This is a genomic window from Streptomyces sp. URMC 127, from assembly GCF_051386535.1.
GTDB lineage: Bacteria > Actinomycetota > Actinomycetes > Streptomycetales > Streptomycetaceae > Streptomyces.
The window spans coordinates 14,220-32,321 of record NZ_JBPQTW010000059.1 but is presented as its reverse complement, the minus strand read 5'-3'; the positions used below and the strand labels follow the sequence as shown (position 1 = coordinate 32,321).

General features: G+C 72.4%; 19 protein-coding genes. 12 read left to right on the top strand and 7 right to left on the bottom strand.

The annotated features are described in order from the left end of the window. The 3 genes from ACSNOH_RS15380 to ACSNOH_RS15370 all read left to right on the top strand — a co-directional run. The coding region (locus tag ACSNOH_RS15380; RefSeq protein ID WP_436721888.1) for a 2-oxo acid dehydrogenase subunit E2 at window positions 1-1,036 on the top strand (1,036 nt) is incomplete at its 5' end. Window positions 1,037-1,186: 150 nt separating this feature from the next. Continuing rightward, entirely contained in the window at window positions 1,187-1,810 is a 624-nt protein-coding gene (locus ACSNOH_RS15375) for a GntR family transcriptional regulator (protein ID WP_436721887.1), read from the top strand. 182 nt (window positions 1,811-1,992) lie between these two features. After that, on the top strand, window positions 1,993-2,958 hold the full coding sequence (locus ACSNOH_RS15370; RefSeq protein WP_436721886.1) for a helix-turn-helix transcriptional regulator: 966 nt from the start codon (window positions 1,993-1,995) through the stop codon (window positions 2,956-2,958). Between the two features lie 28 nt (window positions 2,959-2,986). On the opposite strand, the gene ACSNOH_RS15365 is transcribed toward ACSNOH_RS15370, so the two are convergent. Then, window positions 2,987-3,958, bottom strand: coding sequence for an SDR family oxidoreductase (locus ACSNOH_RS15365; protein ID WP_436721885.1), 972 nt, complete (start codon window positions 3,956-3,958; stop codon window positions 2,987-2,989). A 171-nt stretch (window positions 3,959-4,129) separates the two neighbouring features. Here ACSNOH_RS15365 and ACSNOH_RS15360 point away from each other — a divergent pair, with 171 nt between their 5' ends. After that, the gene (locus ACSNOH_RS15360; protein ID WP_436721884.1) at window positions 4,130-4,648 is read left to right on the top strand and encodes a DUF4240 domain-containing protein; all 519 of its coding nucleotides are present in this window, start codon (window positions 4,130-4,132) and stop codon (window positions 4,646-4,648) included. Window positions 4,649-4,687: 39 nt separating this feature from the next. Here ACSNOH_RS15360 and ACSNOH_RS15355 read toward each other — a convergent pair whose 3' ends face one another. Continuing rightward, the gene (locus tag ACSNOH_RS15355) at window positions 4,688-5,179 is read right to left on the bottom strand and encodes an N-acetyltransferase family protein (RefSeq protein WP_436721883.1); all 492 of its coding nucleotides are present in this window, start codon (window positions 5,177-5,179) and stop codon (window positions 4,688-4,690) included. Between the two features lie 63 nt (window positions 5,180-5,242). Here ACSNOH_RS15355 and ACSNOH_RS15350 point away from each other — a divergent pair, with 63 nt between their 5' ends. Next, window positions 5,243-6,151 (top strand): TIGR01777 family oxidoreductase, encoded by a 909-nt coding sequence (locus tag ACSNOH_RS15350; RefSeq protein ID WP_436721882.1) that lies wholly within the window; start codon window positions 5,243-5,245, stop codon window positions 6,149-6,151. A gap of 173 nt (window positions 6,152-6,324) precedes the next feature. Beyond that, window positions 6,325-7,668: an NAD(P)/FAD-dependent oxidoreductase gene (locus ACSNOH_RS15345; RefSeq protein WP_436721881.1), complete on the top strand. Its 1,344-nt coding sequence runs from the start codon at window positions 6,325-6,327 to the stop codon at window positions 7,666-7,668. 486 nt (window positions 7,669-8,154) lie between these two features. Here ACSNOH_RS15345 and ACSNOH_RS15340 read toward each other — a convergent pair whose 3' ends face one another. Beyond that, entirely contained in the window at window positions 8,155-9,594 is a 1,440-nt protein-coding gene (locus ACSNOH_RS15340) for a regulator (protein WP_436721880.1), read from the bottom strand. Between the two features lie 292 nt (window positions 9,595-9,886). Here ACSNOH_RS15340 and lipB point away from each other — a divergent pair, with 292 nt between their 5' ends. From lipB to ACSNOH_RS15320, 4 genes are all read left to right on the top strand, one after another. Next, window positions 9,887-10,684: a lipoyl(octanoyl) transferase LipB gene (gene lipB / locus ACSNOH_RS15335; protein WP_436721879.1), complete on the top strand. Its 798-nt coding sequence runs from the start codon at window positions 9,887-9,889 to the stop codon at window positions 10,682-10,684. 154 nt (window positions 10,685-10,838) lie between these two features. Next, a complete protein-coding gene (gene lipA, locus ACSNOH_RS15330; RefSeq protein WP_436721878.1) occupies window positions 10,839-11,804 on the top strand; it encodes a lipoyl synthase in 966 nt (321 codons plus the stop codon). Window positions 11,805-12,100: 296 nt separating this feature from the next. Then, window positions 12,101-12,364 carry an SCO2195 family GlnR-regulated protein gene (locus ACSNOH_RS15325; RefSeq protein WP_436721877.1) on the top strand — a complete coding sequence of 88 codons (264 nt, stop codon included), beginning with the start codon at window positions 12,101-12,103 and terminating at the stop codon, window positions 12,362-12,364. 10 nt (window positions 12,365-12,374) lie between these two features. Continuing rightward, window positions 12,375-13,067, top strand: a complete 693-nt coding sequence (locus tag ACSNOH_RS15320) for a DUF4191 domain-containing protein (RefSeq protein WP_436721876.1) — start codon at window positions 12,375-12,377, stop codon at window positions 13,065-13,067. A gap of 90 nt (window positions 13,068-13,157) precedes the next feature. Here ACSNOH_RS15320 and ACSNOH_RS15315 read toward each other — a convergent pair whose 3' ends face one another. After that, entirely contained in the window at window positions 13,158-13,625 is a 468-nt protein-coding gene (locus ACSNOH_RS15315; RefSeq protein WP_436721875.1) for an RDD family protein, read from the bottom strand. A 257-nt stretch (window positions 13,626-13,882) separates the two neighbouring features. Between ACSNOH_RS15315 and glnA the strand changes: the two genes are divergently transcribed. After that, a complete protein-coding gene (gene glnA / locus ACSNOH_RS15310; RefSeq protein ID WP_436721874.1) occupies window positions 13,883-15,292 on the top strand; it encodes a type I glutamate--ammonia ligase in 1,410 nt (469 codons plus the stop codon). A 99-nt stretch (window positions 15,293-15,391) separates the two neighbouring features. Here glnA and ACSNOH_RS15305 read toward each other — a convergent pair whose 3' ends face one another. The 3 genes from ACSNOH_RS15305 to ACSNOH_RS15295 all read right to left on the bottom strand — a co-directional run bounded on the left by ACSNOH_RS15305 (window position 15,392) and on the right by ACSNOH_RS15295 (window position 17,545). Continuing rightward, window positions 15,392-16,300 (bottom strand): hypothetical protein, encoded by a 909-nt coding sequence (locus tag ACSNOH_RS15305; protein WP_436721873.1) that lies wholly within the window; start codon window positions 16,298-16,300, stop codon window positions 15,392-15,394. A 45-nt stretch (window positions 16,301-16,345) separates the two neighbouring features. Then, window positions 16,346-17,101 carry an SDR family oxidoreductase gene (locus tag ACSNOH_RS15300; RefSeq protein WP_436721872.1) on the bottom strand — a complete coding sequence of 252 codons (756 nt, stop codon included), beginning with the start codon at window positions 17,099-17,101 and terminating at the stop codon, window positions 16,346-16,348. A gap of 144 nt (window positions 17,102-17,245) precedes the next feature. Then, window positions 17,246-17,545: a hypothetical protein gene (locus ACSNOH_RS15295; protein WP_436721871.1), complete on the bottom strand. Its 300-nt coding sequence runs from the start codon at window positions 17,543-17,545 to the stop codon at window positions 17,246-17,248. 120 nt (window positions 17,546-17,665) lie between these two features. Between ACSNOH_RS15295 and ACSNOH_RS15290 the strand changes: the two genes are divergently transcribed. Then, the gene (locus ACSNOH_RS15290; protein WP_436721870.1) at window positions 17,666-18,043 is read left to right on the top strand and encodes an arsenate reductase family protein; all 378 of its coding nucleotides are present in this window, start codon (window positions 17,666-17,668) and stop codon (window positions 18,041-18,043) included. Window positions 18,044-18,102: the final 59 nt, after the last annotated feature.

Below are 18,102 nucleotides of genomic sequence, written 5' to 3'. Positions count from 1 at the left end.
GGACGTCCTGGCCGCCGCCGAGGCCGCCAAGGCCGCCGCTCCGGCGCAGGCCCCGGCCGCCGCCCCGGCCGCTCCGGCTCCGGCCGCCGCTGCCGCGGTGACCGACGGCGCGTACGTCACGCCGCTGGTGCGCAAGCTCGCCGCCGAGAACGCCGTGGACCTCACCTCGGTCCAGGGCACCGGCGTCGGTGGCCGCATCCGCAAGCAGGACGTCCTGGCCGCCGCCGAGGCCGCCAAGGCCGCCGCTCCGGCGCAGGCCCCGGCCGCCGCCGCTCCGGCCGCGCCGAAGGCCGCCGCGCTGCAGGCGTCCCCGCTGCGCGGTCAGACGGTCAAGATGCCGCGCATGCGCAAGGTCATCGCCGACAACATGATGAAGGCGCTGCACGGCCAGGCCCAGCTGAGCTCCGTGGTCGAGGTGGACATCACCAAGATCATGCGGATGCGCAACAAGGCCAAGGACGCCTTCGCCGCCCGTGAGGGCGCCAAGCTGTCCCCGATGCCGTTCTTCGTCAAGGCCGCCGTCCAGGCGCTGAAGGCCCACCCGGTCATCAACGCCCGGATCAACGAGGACGAGGGCACCATCACCTACTTCGACTCCGAGAACGTCGGCATCGCCGTCGACTCGGAGAAGGGCCTGATGACCCCGGTCATCAAGGGTGCGGGTGACCTCAACATCGCGGGCATCGCCAAGAAGACCGCGGAGCTGGCCGGCAAGGTCCGCACCGGCAAGATCAGCCCGGACGAGATGTCCGGCGCGACCTTCACGATCAGCAACACCGGCTCGCGCGGTGCGCTGTTCGACACGGTCATCGTGCCCCCGAACCAGGTCGCCATCCTGGGCATCGGTGCGACCGTCAAGCGCCCGGTGGTCATCAACCACCCGGAGCTGGGCGAGACCATCGCCGTCCGCGACATGACGTACCTGACCCTCTCCTACGACCACCGTCTGGTGGACGGCGCCGACGCCGCCCGCTACCTGACCGCGGTCAAGGAGCTCCTGGAGGCCGCCGAGTTCGAGGCCGAGATCGGCCTGTAGTCCTCGCGGCTCCGGCAGGGCACCAGCAGGGCGCGGCCCCGGCTCGTTTCGTACGAGCCGGGGCCGCGCCCTTGTGTGCCGCCGGGATAATTGACCCCACCGTGCCCCGCACCGCACCACCGCGCACCACCCCGCTGAGGAGCTCCTCCCATGGCCACACCCGTCGTGCACTCGCTGCGTGAGCAGATCCGCGAGCACATCCTCGAAGGGATCGTCGGCGGGCGCTGGCAGCCGGGCGAGCGGATCGTCGAGCGGCGGATCGCCGCCGAGCTGGCGGTGAGCCAGACGCCGGTGCGCGAGGCGCTGCGCGAGCTGGAGTCGCTGCGGCTGATCGAGTCCTCGCCCAACAAGGGCGTACGGGTCCGCGAGCTGACCGCCACGGACCTCAAGGAGAGCTACCCCGTACGGGCCGGCCTGGAGCAGGTGGCCGCGGAGCTGGCCGCGCCCGTGCTGGCCGAGGACGTCTCGGCGCTGGAGCCGCAGGTCGCGGCGCTCTACGAGGCGGACCGGGCGGGCGACGGGGAGGCGCAGGTCCGGCACACGGTGGCCTTCCACCGCGAGATCGTGAAGGCGGCGGGCAACGCCGTGCTGCTGCACACGTGGGAGTCGCTGGGCATCGAGGTGTGGACGACGCTGTCGATCCGCTGGCTGAGCCCCGAGCCGCGGGCGCACGCCGAGGACCACGCGGAGATCGTGGCGGCGTTCCGGCGGCGCGATCCGGCGATCGGGGAGCTGCTGAAGACGCACGTGCTGAGCTGCGCGCCGCGGATCTGAGAAACCGAGTGGCCTGCAAGGATTGATCGATCATCGATCAGGGGCGTACAGTCTCGTCCGAGCCGTCCCGTGCGCCCTGTCCTGTGTCGCGGTACGGCTCAGAAGTGACGACAGGAGCCCGTGCGTCTTCCTGCCCTGGCTGCGCACCGGCTCCTGTCGCCACTCCCCTTACCCTTTTGCTCATGCGTGCCGCACGGCTGATCAAGCTGGTCCTGCTGCTCCAGTCCCGGCCGTCCATGACGGGCGCCGAGCTGGCCCGGCAGCTGGAGGTCTCCGAGCGCACCGTCGCCCGGGACGTCCTCGCACTGTCCGAGGCGGGCGTTCCCGTCTACGCCGACCGCGGCCGCACGGGCGGCTACCGCCTCGTCGGCGGCTACCGCACCCGGCTGACGGGCCTGGGGCGTACGGAGGCGGAGGCGCTCTTCCTGTCCGGGGTGCCCTCCGCGCTGCGCGAGATCCCCCTGGCCGACGCGGCCTCGGCCGCCCGCCTCAAGGTCTCCGCCGCCCTCCTTCCCGAGCTCCGGGACGCCTCGGCGTCGGCGGCCCAGCGCTTCCACCTCGACGCACCGGGCTGGTGGCGCGAGGGCGACCCGCCCGCCCTGTTGCCCGCCGTCGCGGACGCCGTCTGGGACGACCGCCCGATCACCGCCCGCTACCGGCGGCGGGAGACGGAGGCCGAGCGCGCGCTGGAGCCGTACGGGCTCGTGCTCAAGGGCGGCATCTGGTACCTCGCGGCCCGCGCCGGCGAGCAGTTCCGCGTCTACCGCGTGGACCGCTTCACGGCCGTGGCCGCCGGGGCGGACCGCTTCGAGCGGGACGAGACGTTCGACCTGCCGGCCTTCTGGGAGGAACGGGCGGCGGAGTTCGCCCGCTCGATCCTGCGCGAGCAGGTCGGCGTGCGCCTCACCCCCGAAGGAGCGAGGCGCCTGCCCCACGTGACGGACCGCGCGGCGGCGCGGGAGGCGCTGGCGGCGGCGGGCCCGCCGGATGGTGCGGGCCGGGTGACGGTCACCTTGCCGGTGGAGTCCCTGGAGGTGGCCTACGACCAGCTGCTGGCCCTCGGCCCCGAGGCGGAGGTCCTGGAGCCGCCGGGGCTGCGCGAACGCTTCGCGGAGGCGGCGGCCCGCAGCGCCGGCCTCTACGGGTAGCCCGCCGCTCACGAATTCCTACGGATCCTTACCGGTAGTCCGCCTCCTGCGGGTCCTCCCCCGCCTCCAGGGCCGTGAAGTAGCCCCAGGCGTCCGGCTGCGTGCCGTCGGTGTCGGTGAAGCCGTAGACGCGGGCCAGCTGCCCGCTGGACAGGGACTGCCCGTTCCAGCGCGCCACCCCGGGGTCGCCGGCGAGCGCGGCCACCGCGCGCCCGATGTAGGCGGGGCTCTCCGAGATGCAGAAGTGGGGGTGCTCCCGCAGGGCGTCGCGCCAGGTCTCCTCGGTCACCTTCTTGTACGTGTCGAGCATCGCCTCCGACCGCAGGTACCCCGGCGTGAGGCAGACCGCGGTGCACCCCAGGTCCCGCAGCTCCTCCCCGAGCCCCATGGCCATGCGGATCGGCGCGTACTTGGCGAGGTCGAAGGCGAGGTGGCCGCGGTACTTCGCGTTGTAGCCGGCCGTTCCGTCGGTCACCTCGACCACCAGCCCGCCGGGCCGCCGGGTCAGCAGCGGCAGCGCGAAGCGGCTGGTGATCACGTGGGAGTCGATGCCCAGCCGCAGGATGCGCAGGTCCGCGTCCAGGTCGTGCTCCCACATCCTGCGCGTGAAGGCGTCGGGGAAGCCGACGAGGTGGTCGCCTCCCCACAGGCCGTCGACGAGCACGTCCAGCCGCCCGTGGTCCCGCTCGATGCGGGCGACGAGCGCCTGCACCTGCTCCGGCTCCAGGTGGTCCGTGGGCACGGCGATCCCCGTGCCGCCGGCCGCCGTCACCAGCTCGGCGGTCTCCTCGATCGTCTCGGGCCGCCCGATCTCGCTGCGCCGCTCGCGCGTGGTGCGCCCGGTCGCGTAGACGACCGCGCCCGCCCTGCCGAGCTCGATCGCCATGCCGCGGCCGGCGCCGCGGGTGGCTCCCGCCACGAGCGCCACCTTGCCCGCGAGCGGACGGCCGTCCTGTGCCCCTGCCCCTGTCGCTGTCCCTGTGCCCGTGCCCGTGCTCATGTCCCCGGGTCTCCTCTCCTCGGCTGCGACCGTGACCCTGTCACCGAATCAAGACACCCTCTGTCCTGTATCGCACGTCACAGCGCGCCCGGTGACGCGTCCCGGTAACGACACGGCCGCATCCGCCGCGCTCCGCGTGCGGGGTCCGGGGCTTGGCCCGATGCTGGTGGCGTGGACGAGACGGAGTTCTGGGAGCTGATCGACGCCACGCGCGAGGCGGCCGACGGCGACGCCGAGGACCAGGCGGACCTGCTGGTCGACCGGCTGATGCAGCTCGACCCCGAGCGCGTGCTGGACTTCGCCCGGCACTTCGAGGCCCGCTACAACCGCTCGTACACCTGGGACCTGTGGGGCGCGGCGGCCATCCTGCTGAGCGGCGCGAGCGACGACGCCTTCGACTACTTCCGGTGCTGGCTGATCGGCCAGGGCCGGGAGGTCTTCGAGGGCGCCCTGCACGACCCGGACCACCTCGCCGACCTGCTGGACGACTTCGACGAGGAGGTCGACGGGGACGGCGAGGACCTCGGCTACGCGGCCGACGAGGCGTACGAGCAGCTCACCGGGGTGGAGACGCCGGACCTGGGGCTGCCGGACCCCCCGTCGGAACCGCTGGGCACGGTCGTCGACCTGGAGGACGAGGCGGCGCTCGCCGAGCGCTTCCCGCGCCTGTGGGAGCGCTTCGCGGAATGACGGCCCCGGCCGGCCGGGCAGCCACGGCCGTCCGGGGCCTCAGGTCAGCGACCGGCCCATCAGCACGTCGTCCACGGACACGCCGTCGATCAGGAACTCCCCCGGCAGCACGCCCTCCACGACGAAGCCCTCCGCCTCGTAGAGGCCGCGGGCGGGCGTGTTGTGCCCGAGCACGCGCAGCGTGAGGCGGGTCGCCCCCTGCCGGCGGGCCTCCTCGCCCGCCGCCCGCAGCAGCGCCCGGGCGATGCCGCGCCCGCGGAAGGCGTCGTCGACGACGAGGCCCTGGATCTGGCGCACGTGGGCGTTGACGGCGAGCGGTGTGGGCGGCACCAGCCGTATGTAGCCCGCGGGCCGGCCGGCGGCTTCGGCCACCAGGATGTGCTCGGGCCGGTTCCGCTCGGTGAAGAAGGGCTCGTAGGGCGGCACGGGCCGCGGCTGGACGGCGTGCAGGGTGGACCAGGTGCGTGCGTCGAGCTCCGCCAGCGGGCCGTCGTCGGCCTCCGTGGCCGTACGGATGATCGGTTTCTCCATGGGCTCACTGTGCCAGGCACGCCCCGCCGCTCCTGTGTCATTTTTTCCGGGGCCGGGGGCAGGATGGGGCGTATGCGGATCGCGATCACCGGCTCCTCCGGGCTCATCGGCACGGCGCTCGTGCGCTCCCTGCGGGCGGACGGCCACGAGGTGGTGCGCCTCGTGCGGCGCCCCGCGCGGGCACGGGGCGAGGTCTCCTGGGACCCCGTGCGCCAGACCGTCGACGCCGCCGGGCTCGCCGGCTGTACGGGCGTGGTCCACCTGGCGGGCGCGGGCGTGGGCGACCACCGCTGGACGGCCGCGTACAAGAAGGAGATCCGGGACAGCCGGGTCCTGGGCACCGCCGCGATCGCCGAGGCCGTCGCCTCCCTCGACACCCCGCCGCGCGTGCTGGTCAGCGGCAGCGCGATCGGCATCTACGGCGACACCGGCGACCGGCTGGCCGACGAGGACACCCCGCCCGGGCACGGCTTCCTGGCCGGCGTCTGCCAGCAGTGGGAGGAGGCTGCCGCGGCCGCCGCCGAGGCGGGCGTACGGACCGTTTACGCGCGTACGGGGCTCGTCGTGTCCCGGCGGGGCGGGGCGTGGGGGAAGCTCTTCCCGCTCTTCCGGGCGGGGCTCGGGGGGCGCATGGGCAGCGGCCGGCAGTACTGGAGCTTCATCGCCCTGCAGGACCACGTCGCCGCGCTCCGGCACCTCCTGGAGGACGCCTCGCTGTCCGGACCCGTCAATCTGACCGCCCCGCATCCGGTCACGAACCGTCAGGTGGCCGAGGTGATGGGGCGGGTGCTGCACCGCCCGGCCCTGCTCCCCGTGCCCGGCCCCGTGCTGCGGGCGGCCCTCGGCGAGATGGCCTCCGACGTGCTGGGCAGCCAGCGGGTCGTGCCCCGGCGGCTGCTGGAGTCCGGGTTCTCCTTCGCGTGCCCCGACATCGAGAGCGCCGTACGGGCCGCGCTGGCGGACACACGCTGACCACGGACCGCGCACGGGGCGGCCCGCCGTGCTACCCACCGTGCGACCGTGCTCTGTCCGTGCGCGACTGTTATTGACCGAATTTCTCTCTACGGTCATGTCAAATCGCGCATCGGCGCTGCCCGTTGAGGGCATCAGGGCACCGAGCGAGCGGACCGAACCCGGGAGGGCACGTGCTCAGCAGCGCACGCGACACCGCCATCGACGCCGACGTCGTCATCGTGGGAGCCGGCCTCGCCGGGCTTTCCGCGGCCCACCGGCTCACGGCCGCGGGAGTGTCGGTCATCGTCGTGGAGGCCGCTCCCCGCGTCGGCGGGCGGATGACCACCGATCGCACCGACGGCTTCCTGCTGGACCGGACGGCCCAGTTGCTCAACACCTCCTTCCCGGAGCTGCTCCGCACGCCCGGCCTGGACGCCCTGGTGCTGCGGCCCTTCACCCCGGGCGTGCTCGTCCATGCCGACGGGCGCAACCAGCGCACGGGCGAACCCCGCTCCACCAAGCGCGTCTTCCCCACGGCACGGGCCTTCGCGACCGCCGCCCGCGCCTCGCGCACGGCGCGGGCCTCCCGGGCCGGCGGCCTCGACCAGGCCCGCCTGGGCACCGCCCTCGGCCGCCTCGCCGCGCTGCCCGCCCACCGCGTCCTCGCGCGCCCCGACCGGCCCACCGCCGAGACGCTCTCCGGGCGCGGCCTGCCGGCCCGCACCGTCGAGGGCTTCCTGCGGCCCCTCCTGGCGTCCCTGCTGTGCGATCCGGACCTCACCACGTCGAGCCGCTGCGCCGACCTCGTGCTGCGGGGCTACGCACGAGGCCGCCTCTGTCTGCCGGCCGGCGGGGCGGACACCGTGCCGGCGCTGCTCGCCGCGCTGCTGCCGCCCGGTACCGTGCGGACCGGCGTCCACGCCAAGGCCGCCTGCACGACCTCGGTCTCCACCGCCGAGCACGGCGAGCTGCGCTGCCGCTCCGTGGTCGTGGCCACGGGTGCGCGCGCCGCGGCCGAGCTCATCCCCGGCCTGCGGATGCCGGGCTTCCACCCCGTGACCGTGCTGCACCACACCGCCCCCCGGCCGCCCTTGCGCGAGGCCTCGCTCATCATCGCCGCGGGGCGGCACGGGCCCGTCGCGCACACGATGGTCGCCAGCGAGGTCGACCCCTCGCGGGCGCCCGCCGGGCGGCCCCTGATCACCTCGACGGTGCTGGGCGCGGCGGCCTCGCTGCCCACCGCCGAACTCGACCGCGCCGCGCGGGCGCAGCTCGCCCGCGTCTACGGCACCACGACCGGCGACTGGCAGCTGCTCGCCGCCCACCACGACCCGGAGGCCGTCCCGGCCATGCCCGCTCCGCACGACGTACGGCGCCCGGTGCGGCTGCTGTCGGGCCTCTACGTCTGCGGCGACCACCGGGACACGAGCACGGTCCAGGGCGCCCTGTTCTCGGGCCGCCGAGCGGCCCTGGCCGTCCTCCGCGACCTGGGCATCCGCGCCGGCCAGGACTCGGAAGAACTCCAGGCGGCGTAACGCCTCCGGCGGGGGCTTGCCGTACGACTCGCGTCCGGCACGGCACCGCCGACCACGCCCGGTGGGGGTTGCCCGCCACGGCGGCGGGGGGTTCTTGCCTGCGGCAAGGAACTGCCTGCCGCAGGCAGCGGAGCCGGAGGCCAAGAGGCCCCGCCTCTTGAATCCGCCGCAACGGCGCCGAGCCGAGACGGCGGAGACCGGCGGTGCCGGACAGGCCTCAGGCCCTGGGTCCAACCCCGGCACCGAGCCCAAGGCTCCTTGCCGACAGGCAAAAACCACCGCCGTAACGACAGCCAACCCCCGCCGGAGGCGACCGGTGGCGCCGAAACGTAGCGAGCCCAAGGCCCCTCGCCGCCAGGCGAGAACACCCGCCGCAACGGCGAGCCCCCACCGGAGGTGACCCGCGGTGCCGATCACACCCCCGGCCAGGGACCGGCACAGCCCGCCGCAGGCGGACCCGTGGTGGTGGAGGGGCCGCAGGCCCGCCTACAGCACCGCCACCTTCTCCCGGTACGCCCGCACCGCCGCCGCATCCCGGTACGGTTCGAGCCGGCGCTCGAAGTCCCGGATGTACTCCAGCGCCCGCACCGACCGCATCTCCGCCGCCGCCTGCGCCGCCTCCGCCCCCAGCTGGCACGCCTGCTCCAGCTCGCCGAGGCCGAGCCGCGCCGTGGCCAGCACCACGCGGCAGAAGAGGCGGCTGCGGGCGTACGCCTGGCTGCGGAGCTGCAGCGAGCGCTCGGCGTGCTGCGCCGCGGCCCGGTACTGCTGCAGATCGCGGTGGCAGTGCCCGAACTCGTCCGCCAGCTGGGCCTCGTCGAAGAAGCGGGCCCAGTACGGCACGTCGTCGCCCGGGCGGGCGGACTCCAGCGCCCGCTCCGCCCGCGCCAGCGACGCCGAGCAGGCCCGTACCTCTCCGAGCACGCCGTGCCCGCGCGCCTCCACCGCGTGGAGCAGCGACTGCACCACCGACGGGGCGCTGGACCCGATGCCCTGCTGGGCGACCCTGGCCAGCTGCACCGCCTCCCGGCCGTGGCCGAGGTAGACCGCCTGGCGGCTCATCGTGACGAGGACGTAGCTGCCGTAGGAGCGGTCCCCCGCGGCCTGCGCGAGCCGCAGCGCCTGGACGAAGTACCGCTGCGCCAGCCCGTGCGCGGCGATGTCGTACGAGGTCCACCCGGCGAGCCGGGTGAGGTCGGCGACGGCGGCGAAGAGCCGGCGCCCCGTCGCCTCCCCGTACGTGCCGCGCAGCATCGGCTCGGCCTCGTGCTCCAGGTAGCGCACGAGGGCCTGGCGGGCGTGCCCGCCGCCGTAGGCGTGGTCGAGCGTGCGGAAGAGCTCGCCGACCGAGCGCAGCGCCGCGATGTCGCCCATCGAGACGCGGCCGCCGGGGCCGCGGTCGATGTGCCGCTGGCGGGGCTGGTGCGCGCGACCCTGGGCCGGGACCCGGCCGCCCTCGCCGGCGGGGGCCCCGCGGGCGACGCGCTCGTCGGCCCGGCCGATCAGCCAGTCCCGGCTGGGCACCACCAGCCCGGCCGGGGTGAAGGCGATCTTCCGGAGCTCGGTGTGGCTGCCGGAGTCCTTGCGCCAGAGGCCGCTGACGATGTCAATGGCCTCTTCCGGGGACGCGGCGAATTCGAGCCCCGCGTACACCGGGGCGCAGGCGTCCAGCCCCAGGTCCTGCGCGGACAGCCGCCGCCCGAGCCGCCGGGTGAAGACCTCGGCGATCAGCGCCGGGGTGGTGCCCCGGGGCTGCTGGCCGCGCAGCCAGCGGGTGACGGACGTCTTGTCGTAGCGCAGGTCGAGGCCGTGCTCAAGCCCTAACTGATCGACTCGCCGAGCCAGCCCTGCGTTGGAGAAGCCCGCCTCCGCGATCAACGCGGCGAGCTGACGGTTGGGGATGCGCTGCGGGGGTCGTTCCGTCATCAGCCTGCCGGTCTCCCTGATCTCGTTCTGGAACGGCGCGAACTTAGCGGTCCCCAACGCCCTGATCGCTCCCTTCGCCCCGCATTCATCCGATCGTGTGAGGACAGATCAAATTCACCCGGACGGCGGGCCGAGCTGCCCTCGCCGCCGCAACCGCCCGCGGCGCACCCTCCGCCCGCCGTGCCCCGCCCGCCTGCAGGGATGCCGGCGGGCGCCCGTACAGTGGCAAAGGAGCATGTTGGAGAAGGCCTCAAAGGGCCGAAAAGGGCTGAAGAGGAGCTGAGGAGCCGCCGTGAGTGAGCTGCGCTTCGTCCACCTGGGCTTCGGGGCGGACGCCGTCGAGTATCAGGAGGCGTGGCAGGAGCAGCGCCGGGTCCACGCCGCCCGGTTCGCGGACGAGATCCCGGACACCTGCCTGCTGCTGGAGCACCCGGCGGTCTACACCGCGGGACGGCGCACGGAGGACAGCGAGCGCCCCCTCGACGGCACCCCGGTCGTGGACGTGGACCGCGGCGGGAAGATCACCTGGCACGGCCCGGGCCAGCTCGTCGGCTATCCCATCCTCAAGCTGCCCCGCCCGGTGGACGTCATCGCGCACGTCCGCCGCCTGGAGGAGGCGCTCATCCGCGCCTGCGCCGAGCTGGGCCTTGCGACCACCCGCGTGGAGGGCCGCAGCGGCGTGTGGGTGCTGGGCGACCCCGTCGAGGAGCGCCCGGCGATCGGCGGCCTTTCCCTGGACTTCGACCCGCGGCTGGCGGACGAGGAGTTCGACCCCCGCCTGAACGGCCCGGAGTACGCCCCGTCGAACGCCGGCCAGCGCCGCGAGGACCGCAAGCTGGCGGCGATCGGCATCCGGATCGCCAAGGGCGTGACGATGCACGGCTTCGCGCTGAACTGTGATCCTGACAACACCTGGTTCGACCGGATCGTCCCGTGCGGCATCCGCGACGCGGGCGTGACCTCCCTCTCGAACGAGCTGGGGCGGCGGGTGACCGTGGCCGAGGCGCTGCCGCTGGTGGAGAAGCACCTGCGGGAGGTCCTGGAGGCGGCGGAGCCGCAGCCGCGCCCGGTGGAGGCCCGGGCGAGCTAGCCGCGGGCCGGCCACCGCCGGGGGCGGGCCGGCCGCCGGCGGGGGAATGCGCCCGGGGCTCCATGAGTTGCCCAGGGCACAGGAATGACCAGCGTAGGAAATAACGGGCGTACCCTGGTGTCCGCCGAGGAATCGAAGTCATAGGGAGCCGGACGTGTCGGCAGTCGCACCCGACGGACGCAAGATGCTGCGCTTGGAGGTCCGGAACGCCCAGACCCCCATCGAGCGCAAGCCCGAGTGGATCAAGACCCGCGCGAAGATGGGCCCCGAGTACACCGAGCTGCAGGGCCTGGTGAAGCGCGAGGGCCTGCACACCGTGTGCCAGGAGGCGGGCTGCCCCAACATCTACGAGTGCTGGGAGGACCGCGAGGCCACCTTCCTCATCGGCGGCGACCAGTGCACCCGGCGCTGCGACTTCTGCCAGATCGACACCGGCAAGCCCCAGGCCCTGGACCGGGACGAGCCGCGCCGCGTCGGCGAGTCGGTCGTCACGATGGACCTGAACTACGCCACGATCACCGGCGTCGCCCGCGACGACCTGGCGGACGGCGGCGCCTGGCTGTACGCCGAGACCGTGCGCCAGATCCACCTGCAGACCGCGGAGCGCGCGGACGGCCGCACGAAGGTCGAGCTCCTCGCGCCGGACTTCAACGCCGTCCCCGAGCTGCTGGACGAGGTCTTCGCCTCGCGCCCCGAGGTCTTCGCGCACAACGTCGAGACCGTGCCGCGGATCTTCCGCCGCATCCGCCCCGGCTTCCGCTACGAGCGCTCGCTGGAGGTCATCACCAAGGCCCGCGAGGCCGGCCTGGTGACCAAGTCCAACCTGATCCTGGGCATGGGCGAGGAGCGGTCCGAGGTCAGCGAGGCCCTGCGCGACCTGCACGAGGCGGGCTGCGAGCTCATCACCATCACCCAGTACCTGCGGCCGTCGCCGCGGCACCACCCCGTGGAGCGCTGGGTGAAGCCGCAGGAGTTCGTCGAGCTGAAGGCGGAGGCCGAGGAGATCGGCTACGCCGGCGTCATGTCCGGCCCCCTGGTCCGTTCGTCGTACCGGGCCGGCCGCCTGTACCAGCAGGCGATCGAGCGGCGCGCCGCCGCGCCGTCGAGCCAGGCGGTCTGACCTGCGGCTCCGGCTCGCTCACAGACCAGTGGACGCGGCCCGTGCCTCCCCCGCCGGACGGTGGGGGACGGTGCGGGCCGCGTCAACGTTTCATAGGTGTTTGACCAAGGGGTCATCCATTGGTAACACCGTTCCGTGACGATGAGGGTACGCACAGCAGTTCCCAGTGCGCACAGAACTCCGTACGCTTCGCCCCGCTCTTCCCGCTCTTCCCGCACGTCACGCTCCGCCTCCACCGGTGCGCACCTCCAGCCCCCCGCTGCCCACTGATCACTCCGCTCCCGAGGAGACATCACATGCAGGCCGCGCCCGCCCACGCAGCCACGGCGACAGTCGCCGCCCGTGCCGCTTCCGCCCTGCCCGCCACGCTCTCCGTGCGGCCTCCGTCCGTCACCGGGGCCCTGCGGGCCCTGGAGGGGCTGCTGATGCGCGGCGGCCAGCGCACCGCACGGCGCAACGCCTGGACCGCGGTGCTGGAGGACCGCCGCCGGGCCAAGGACCGGCGGGAGGCGCAGCACGTGCTCGAGGCCGTGGCGGCCCCCGGTCCGCAGGCGACGTAAACTTCGCCTTATGGCGAGGAAGGCAACACCTGAGAAGCAGGCTGAGAAGCAGGGGCGACTGCAGCAGATCGTCCTGTCCTACAAGATGACGCGAGAGGCCGATCCGAAGGTCGGTCTGGTCGTCGCGGGCGTGGGCATCGTCGTCCTCGGTGTCCTGCTCGCCGTGGGCTTCGCGATCGGCCACCCGGTTTACCTGGGCATTCTCGGCGTGCTGCTGGCGTTCCTCGCGATGGCGATCGTCTTCGGGCAGCGCGCCCAGCGTGCGTACCAGGGCAAGATCGAGGGCCAGCTGGGCGCGGCCGCGGCCATCCTGGAGCAGCAGATGGGCCGGAAGTGGACGACGACGTCCCCCGTCGCCTTCACCCGTGAGGGGGACATGGTCCACCGCGCGGTCAGCAAGGCCGGCATCGTGCTCATCGGCGAGGGCAACCCCGGCCGGGTCAAGGGCCTGCTGGCGGCCGAGAAGCGCAAGATGGCGCGCATCGTGGACGTCCCGGTGCACGACTTCATCATCGGCAACGGCGAGGGCCAGCTGCCGCTGAAGAAGATGCGCATGACGCTGGCGAAGCTGCCGCAGGTGGTCCCGGGCGACAAGGTCACGGCGACCACCGACCGGCTGCGGGCGCTCGGGGACCCGATGAAGAACATGCCGATCCCGAAGGGTCCGCTGCCCAAGGGCGCGCGGATGCCGAAGGGCCGCTGAGAAGGCGCACCGAGCGACGAATGAGGGCGGGGCCGGGATCGAAAGATCCGGCCCCGCCCTCATTATTAATTGCTGATCATTCGCTGGTCGTCAGACCCGCACCTGGACGGCGCGGGCGAGCTTGTCATGGAGTCCGCGGGTGTCGCGGTCCCAGATGACGGCCGGGATGACGACGGCGAGGAGTACGCTGCGGAACAGGACGCGGGGCGCGGAGAGCCGTCCCCCGCCCTCGGCGACGACCCTCAGCCCGAGGAGCCGCTTCCCGGGAGTGCAGCCGACCGTACCGACGGTGACGACGCTGAGTACGAAGAAGATCAGCAGCGCCCAGTTGCCCGCCTGCTGGGGCTTTCCGTCCGCGAGGAAGGCGTAGGCGATGAGCATGCACAGCGCCCAGTCGATGAAGACGGCGCCGAAGCGCCGCCCGAGCGGGGCGATCGAGCCGGGCCCCTCCGCGGGGAGCCCGAGGCGCTCGCCCCGGTGCCCGAAGTCGACGCCCATCTCCTCGGCGGCCGCGCGCGGGCCGGAGAGCCATGAGCCGATTGCTTGCCTGTTGTCCACCCGTCCACGGTACTGCGCCCGTATGCGTTTCCCCGGGACCGGGGGTCGCGGGGCCGCGCCCCACGGCCCCGCCCGGCCGGTCCCGCGTGCGTGTTTCACGGCACATCCGGGCCGCACCCCGGTTAACCTCGGCGAAACAAATGGGTCATGCCCGGGAAATCCCGTCTCTCTAGGGTCGGCCGCAGCGCGCCGGTGCGATACGGACCGCGCCACCGAAGCAATCCCCGACCGCGTGCGGCCGGGCTAGGAGGAGTTGGATGTTCCAGAACGCCGACGAGGCCAAGAAGTTCATCTCGGATGAGGACGTCAAGTTCGTCGACGTCCGATTCTGCGACCTGCCTGGCGTGATGCAGCACTTCACGATCCCGGCCGCGGCCTTCGACCCGGATGACGAGCTGGCCTTCGACGGCTCCTCCATCCGCGGCTTCCAGGCCATTCACGAGTCCGACATGGCCCTGCGCGCGGACCTGTCCACGGCCCGGCTGGACCCCTTCCGCCGGGACAAGACGCTCAACATCAACTTCTTTATCCACGACCCGATCACGGGCGAGCAGTACAGCCGCGACCCGCGCAACATCGCCAAGAAGGCCGAGGCCTACCTCGCCTCCACCGGCATCGCGGACACCGCGTACTTCGGCCCGGAGGCGGAGTTCTACGTCTTCGACAGCGTGCGCTTCAACACCGCCGCGAACGAGTCCTTCTACCACATCGACTCCGAGGCCGGCGCCTGGAACACCGGCGCGGTCGAGGACAACCGCGGTTACAAGGTCCGTTACAAGGGCGGCTACTTCCCGGCCCCGCCGGTCGACCACTTCGCCGACCTGCGCGCCGAGATCTCCCTGGAGCTGGACAAGGCCGGCCTGCAGGTCGAGCGCCAGCACCACGAGGTCGGCACCGCCGGCCAGGCCGAGATCAACTACAAGTTCAACACGCTGCTCGCCGCCGCCGACGACCTGATGCTCTTCAAGTACATCGTGAAGAACGTCGCCTGGCGCAACGGCAAGACCGCCACCTTCATGCCGAAGCCGATCTTCGGCGACAACGGCTCGGGCATGCACGTCCACCAGTCCCTGTGGAACGGCGGCGAGCCCCTCTTCTACGACGAGCAGGGCTACGCCGGCCTCTCGGACACCGCCCGCTACTACATCGGCGGCATCCTCAAGCACGCCCCGTCGCTGCTGGCCTTCACCAACCCCACGGTGAACTCCTACCACCGCCTCGTCCCCGGCTTCGAGGCCCCGGTCAACCTGGTCTACTCCCAGCGCAACCGCTCCGCCGCCATGCGCATCCCGATCACGGGCTCGAACCCGAAGGCCAAGCGCGTCGAGTTCCGCGCCCCGGACCCGTCCTCGAACCCCTACCTCGCCTTCTCGGCCCTCCTCCTGGCCGGCCTCGACGGCGTCAAGAACAAGATCGAGCCCGCCGAGCCGATCGACAAGGACCTCTACGAGCTCGCCCCCGACGAGCACGCCAACGTCCCCCAGGTCCCGACCTCCCTCCCGGCCGTCCTCGACGCCCTGGAGCAGGACAACGAGTACCTCCAGGCCGGCGGCGTCTTCACCGCCGACCTGATCGAGACCTGGATCGACTACAAGCGCACCAACGAAATCGCCCCGATCCAGCTCCGCCCGCACCCGCACGAGTTCGAGATGTACTTCGACATCTAAGAACTCCGGGCCCGGAGCGAAAGCATTCGCAGGCCGTGTTCTTCCCTTCGGGGAGAGCACGGCCTGCGGGCTTTTCTTCTGGTCCCGGTCTATCGGGGCCTACTCGGGCGGCTCCGTCAGGCGGACGGTGCTGAGGATCTTGCGGGCGGTGTCGTCCGGGAGCTCGTCCTTCACGCCCTTTACGCCGAAGATCGTGAAGGACGTGTACTCGTTGTTCTTGGGGTTCTTGAAGACGAACGCGGTGGCCTTGCCGTCGGAGTCGCACTTGTTCTTCTTCGGGGCGCCCGAGGAGGAGGCCGTGACCAGGGTGCCGGACAGGCCGGACTTGGTGGTGTAGAGCTCCGCCGGGCCGGTCTTGACCTTCTTCTTGTCGGGCTGGGTGTAGTTGCCGTATACCCACGCCTCGGCGTTGGCGCGGGCGGCGTCCTCCGGGTCCTGGCCGGCGCGCTCGCTGCGGGAGCCGGCCGCTGCGACGGCCGTGTGCTCCTCCTTGTCGCCGCTGCCGGTGCTGCACCACGTCGGGTTCAGCATCGCCGGCGCCATCATGGCGACGAGCGGCTTGTCTTCGGGATCGTTCTTCTCGGAGACATAGGTGACCCAGTCGGGCTGCCGGCGGTCCCACTCGGGAGGCACGTCGAAGGCGACGCCCTTCGCGGGGTTCGTGACGACCTTCCAGCCGGGGACGACCGGCGCCGGGTCGTGACCGGCGCGGGGGTTGTCTGCGCTCGGCTGGGCCGTGGGGTCCGTGCTGCGCGCGGACGCCGGGGAGTCCGCGGGCGGCTGAGGGTTCCTGGCCTCGGCCTCCTTGCCGTCTCCCAGGACGAGGAAGGCGGTGACGCCCGCGGCAACGACGACGGCCGTCGCCGCGGCGATGGCGATGACCTTCGTCCTGTTCCCACCGCCCCGCGGCGGCTGAGGCTGCCCGTACGGGCCCGGCTGCTGATACGGATTCGCCTGCCCGCCCTGCGGATGTCCGCCATCCCCCGGCGGCTGCTGTCCCTGCCACATGGGGCGCAAGCCTACGCGCCGGCCCGCGGCGCGGGCCCGGGCGGGTCAGCGGGTGGTGTAGCCGCCGTTGATGAAGAGGGTCTGGCCGTTGAGCCACCAGCCGTCCGTCAGCAGGAAGCGCACGTACGGGACGATGTCCTCGATCTTGGTGAGGTCGCCGTTCATGGACGAGGACTTGTGGTACGCGACGGAGTCGTCCGACTCGGCCGGGTAGAAGAACGAGGTGTCCATCGGGCCGGGGGCGATGTTGTTCACCGAGATGTTCCGGCCGAAGAGCTCCTTGGAGAGGGCCCGGGTGAAGTGCTCGACGGGGGCCTTGCTGCCGGCGTAGACGGAGTAGAGGCCGGTGTAGGCGGCGAGCAGGGACGTCACGATGGTGACGATGGAGCCGTCGCGCTCGATGCGTTTGGCGGCCTCGCGCATCATGAAGTACGCCGCCTTGCTGTTGACGGCGAACATCTTGTCGAACTCTTCCTCCGACGTCTCGGTCATCGGCTTCTTGATGACCATGCCGGCGGTGTTGACCATGTGGTCGACCCCGCCGAACGTCCGCACCGCCGCGTCGAAGAGCTTCTCGACCTCGGCGACCTTCGTCAGGTCGCCCTGGTGGGCGAAGGCGTCGCCGCCGGCCTTCTTCACGTCCGCGACGGTCTGCTCGGCCTTGTCGCGCGAGGAGTCGCTGTTGTAGTGGACGACGACCTTGGCTCCGTCCGGGGCGATCTCCCGGGCGATGAGGCCGCCGAGGTTCTTCGAGGCGCCGCCGATGACGACGACCTTGTCCTTGAGCGTACGAGCAGGCATGGGCCTCTCCCAGTGACGACATGACGACCGGCATGACGACCCTCTTGCCACGTTATGGGCAAGTACGGGAGTTCGCACGCGCGGCGAAGCGGCACGCCGGGAGAGGCCCGCTCCTCCTGTCAGCGGTGAGGTCAGTAGGTGAGGTCAGTAGTTGGCGGCGTCGTGGATGAGGGAGCGCACCGCCCGGCACGTCGTGGCGGAGGGCTCGTGGACCCCGATGCGGACCGCCGTGGCCCGTATGCGGCGGTTGCTCGCCTGCTCCGGGCGGTAGACCCCGGAGTGCAGCAGGGCGATCGCGAGACGCATCGCCTTCAGCTGGCGGTTGTGGGACTCGTACCAGGCGCGCGGGCGCCCCGCGGGCATGGGCTTCTTCGGCAGGGTGGCGAGGCTCGGGAGATCGGGGAGACCGGGAAGATCGGACAGAGTGGATGCGGCTACGGCCATGGGCGCTCCTCCAGAGGGGGTTTCACAACCTCTCTCGTATGCTTCGATTTTACTGCCCCCCACTGACAATCGCCCCAGCTCAGACGGGATTTGACAGAGGCAGGGGGTACCGTGTGGGGCATGGAGATCTGGATCAATCCCGCCTGTTCGAAGTGCCGGAGCGCCATCGGCCTGCTCGACGCCGAAGGCGCCGGTTACACCGTGCGCCGCTATCTGGAGGACGTCCCCGGCGAGGACGAGCTCCGCGCGATGCTCGACCGCCTCGGCCTGGAGCCGTGGGACATCACCCGCACCCAGGAGGCCGCGGCGAAGGAGCTCGGCGTCAAGGACTGGCCGCGCGACGCGGGCGCGCGCGAGCGGTGGATCAAGGCGCTGGCCGAGCACCCGAAGATCATCCAGCGGCCGATCATCACCGCCGACGACGGCACGGCGGTGGTGGGCCGCACGGAGGAGGCCGTACGGGAGGCCCTCGCACGGTCACGGCCCGCCGCGGGCTGACGGGAGGGACACGGGCCCGGGCCCGGCCCGCAGGCGCCCGGCCGCGCCCGGCCGCGCCG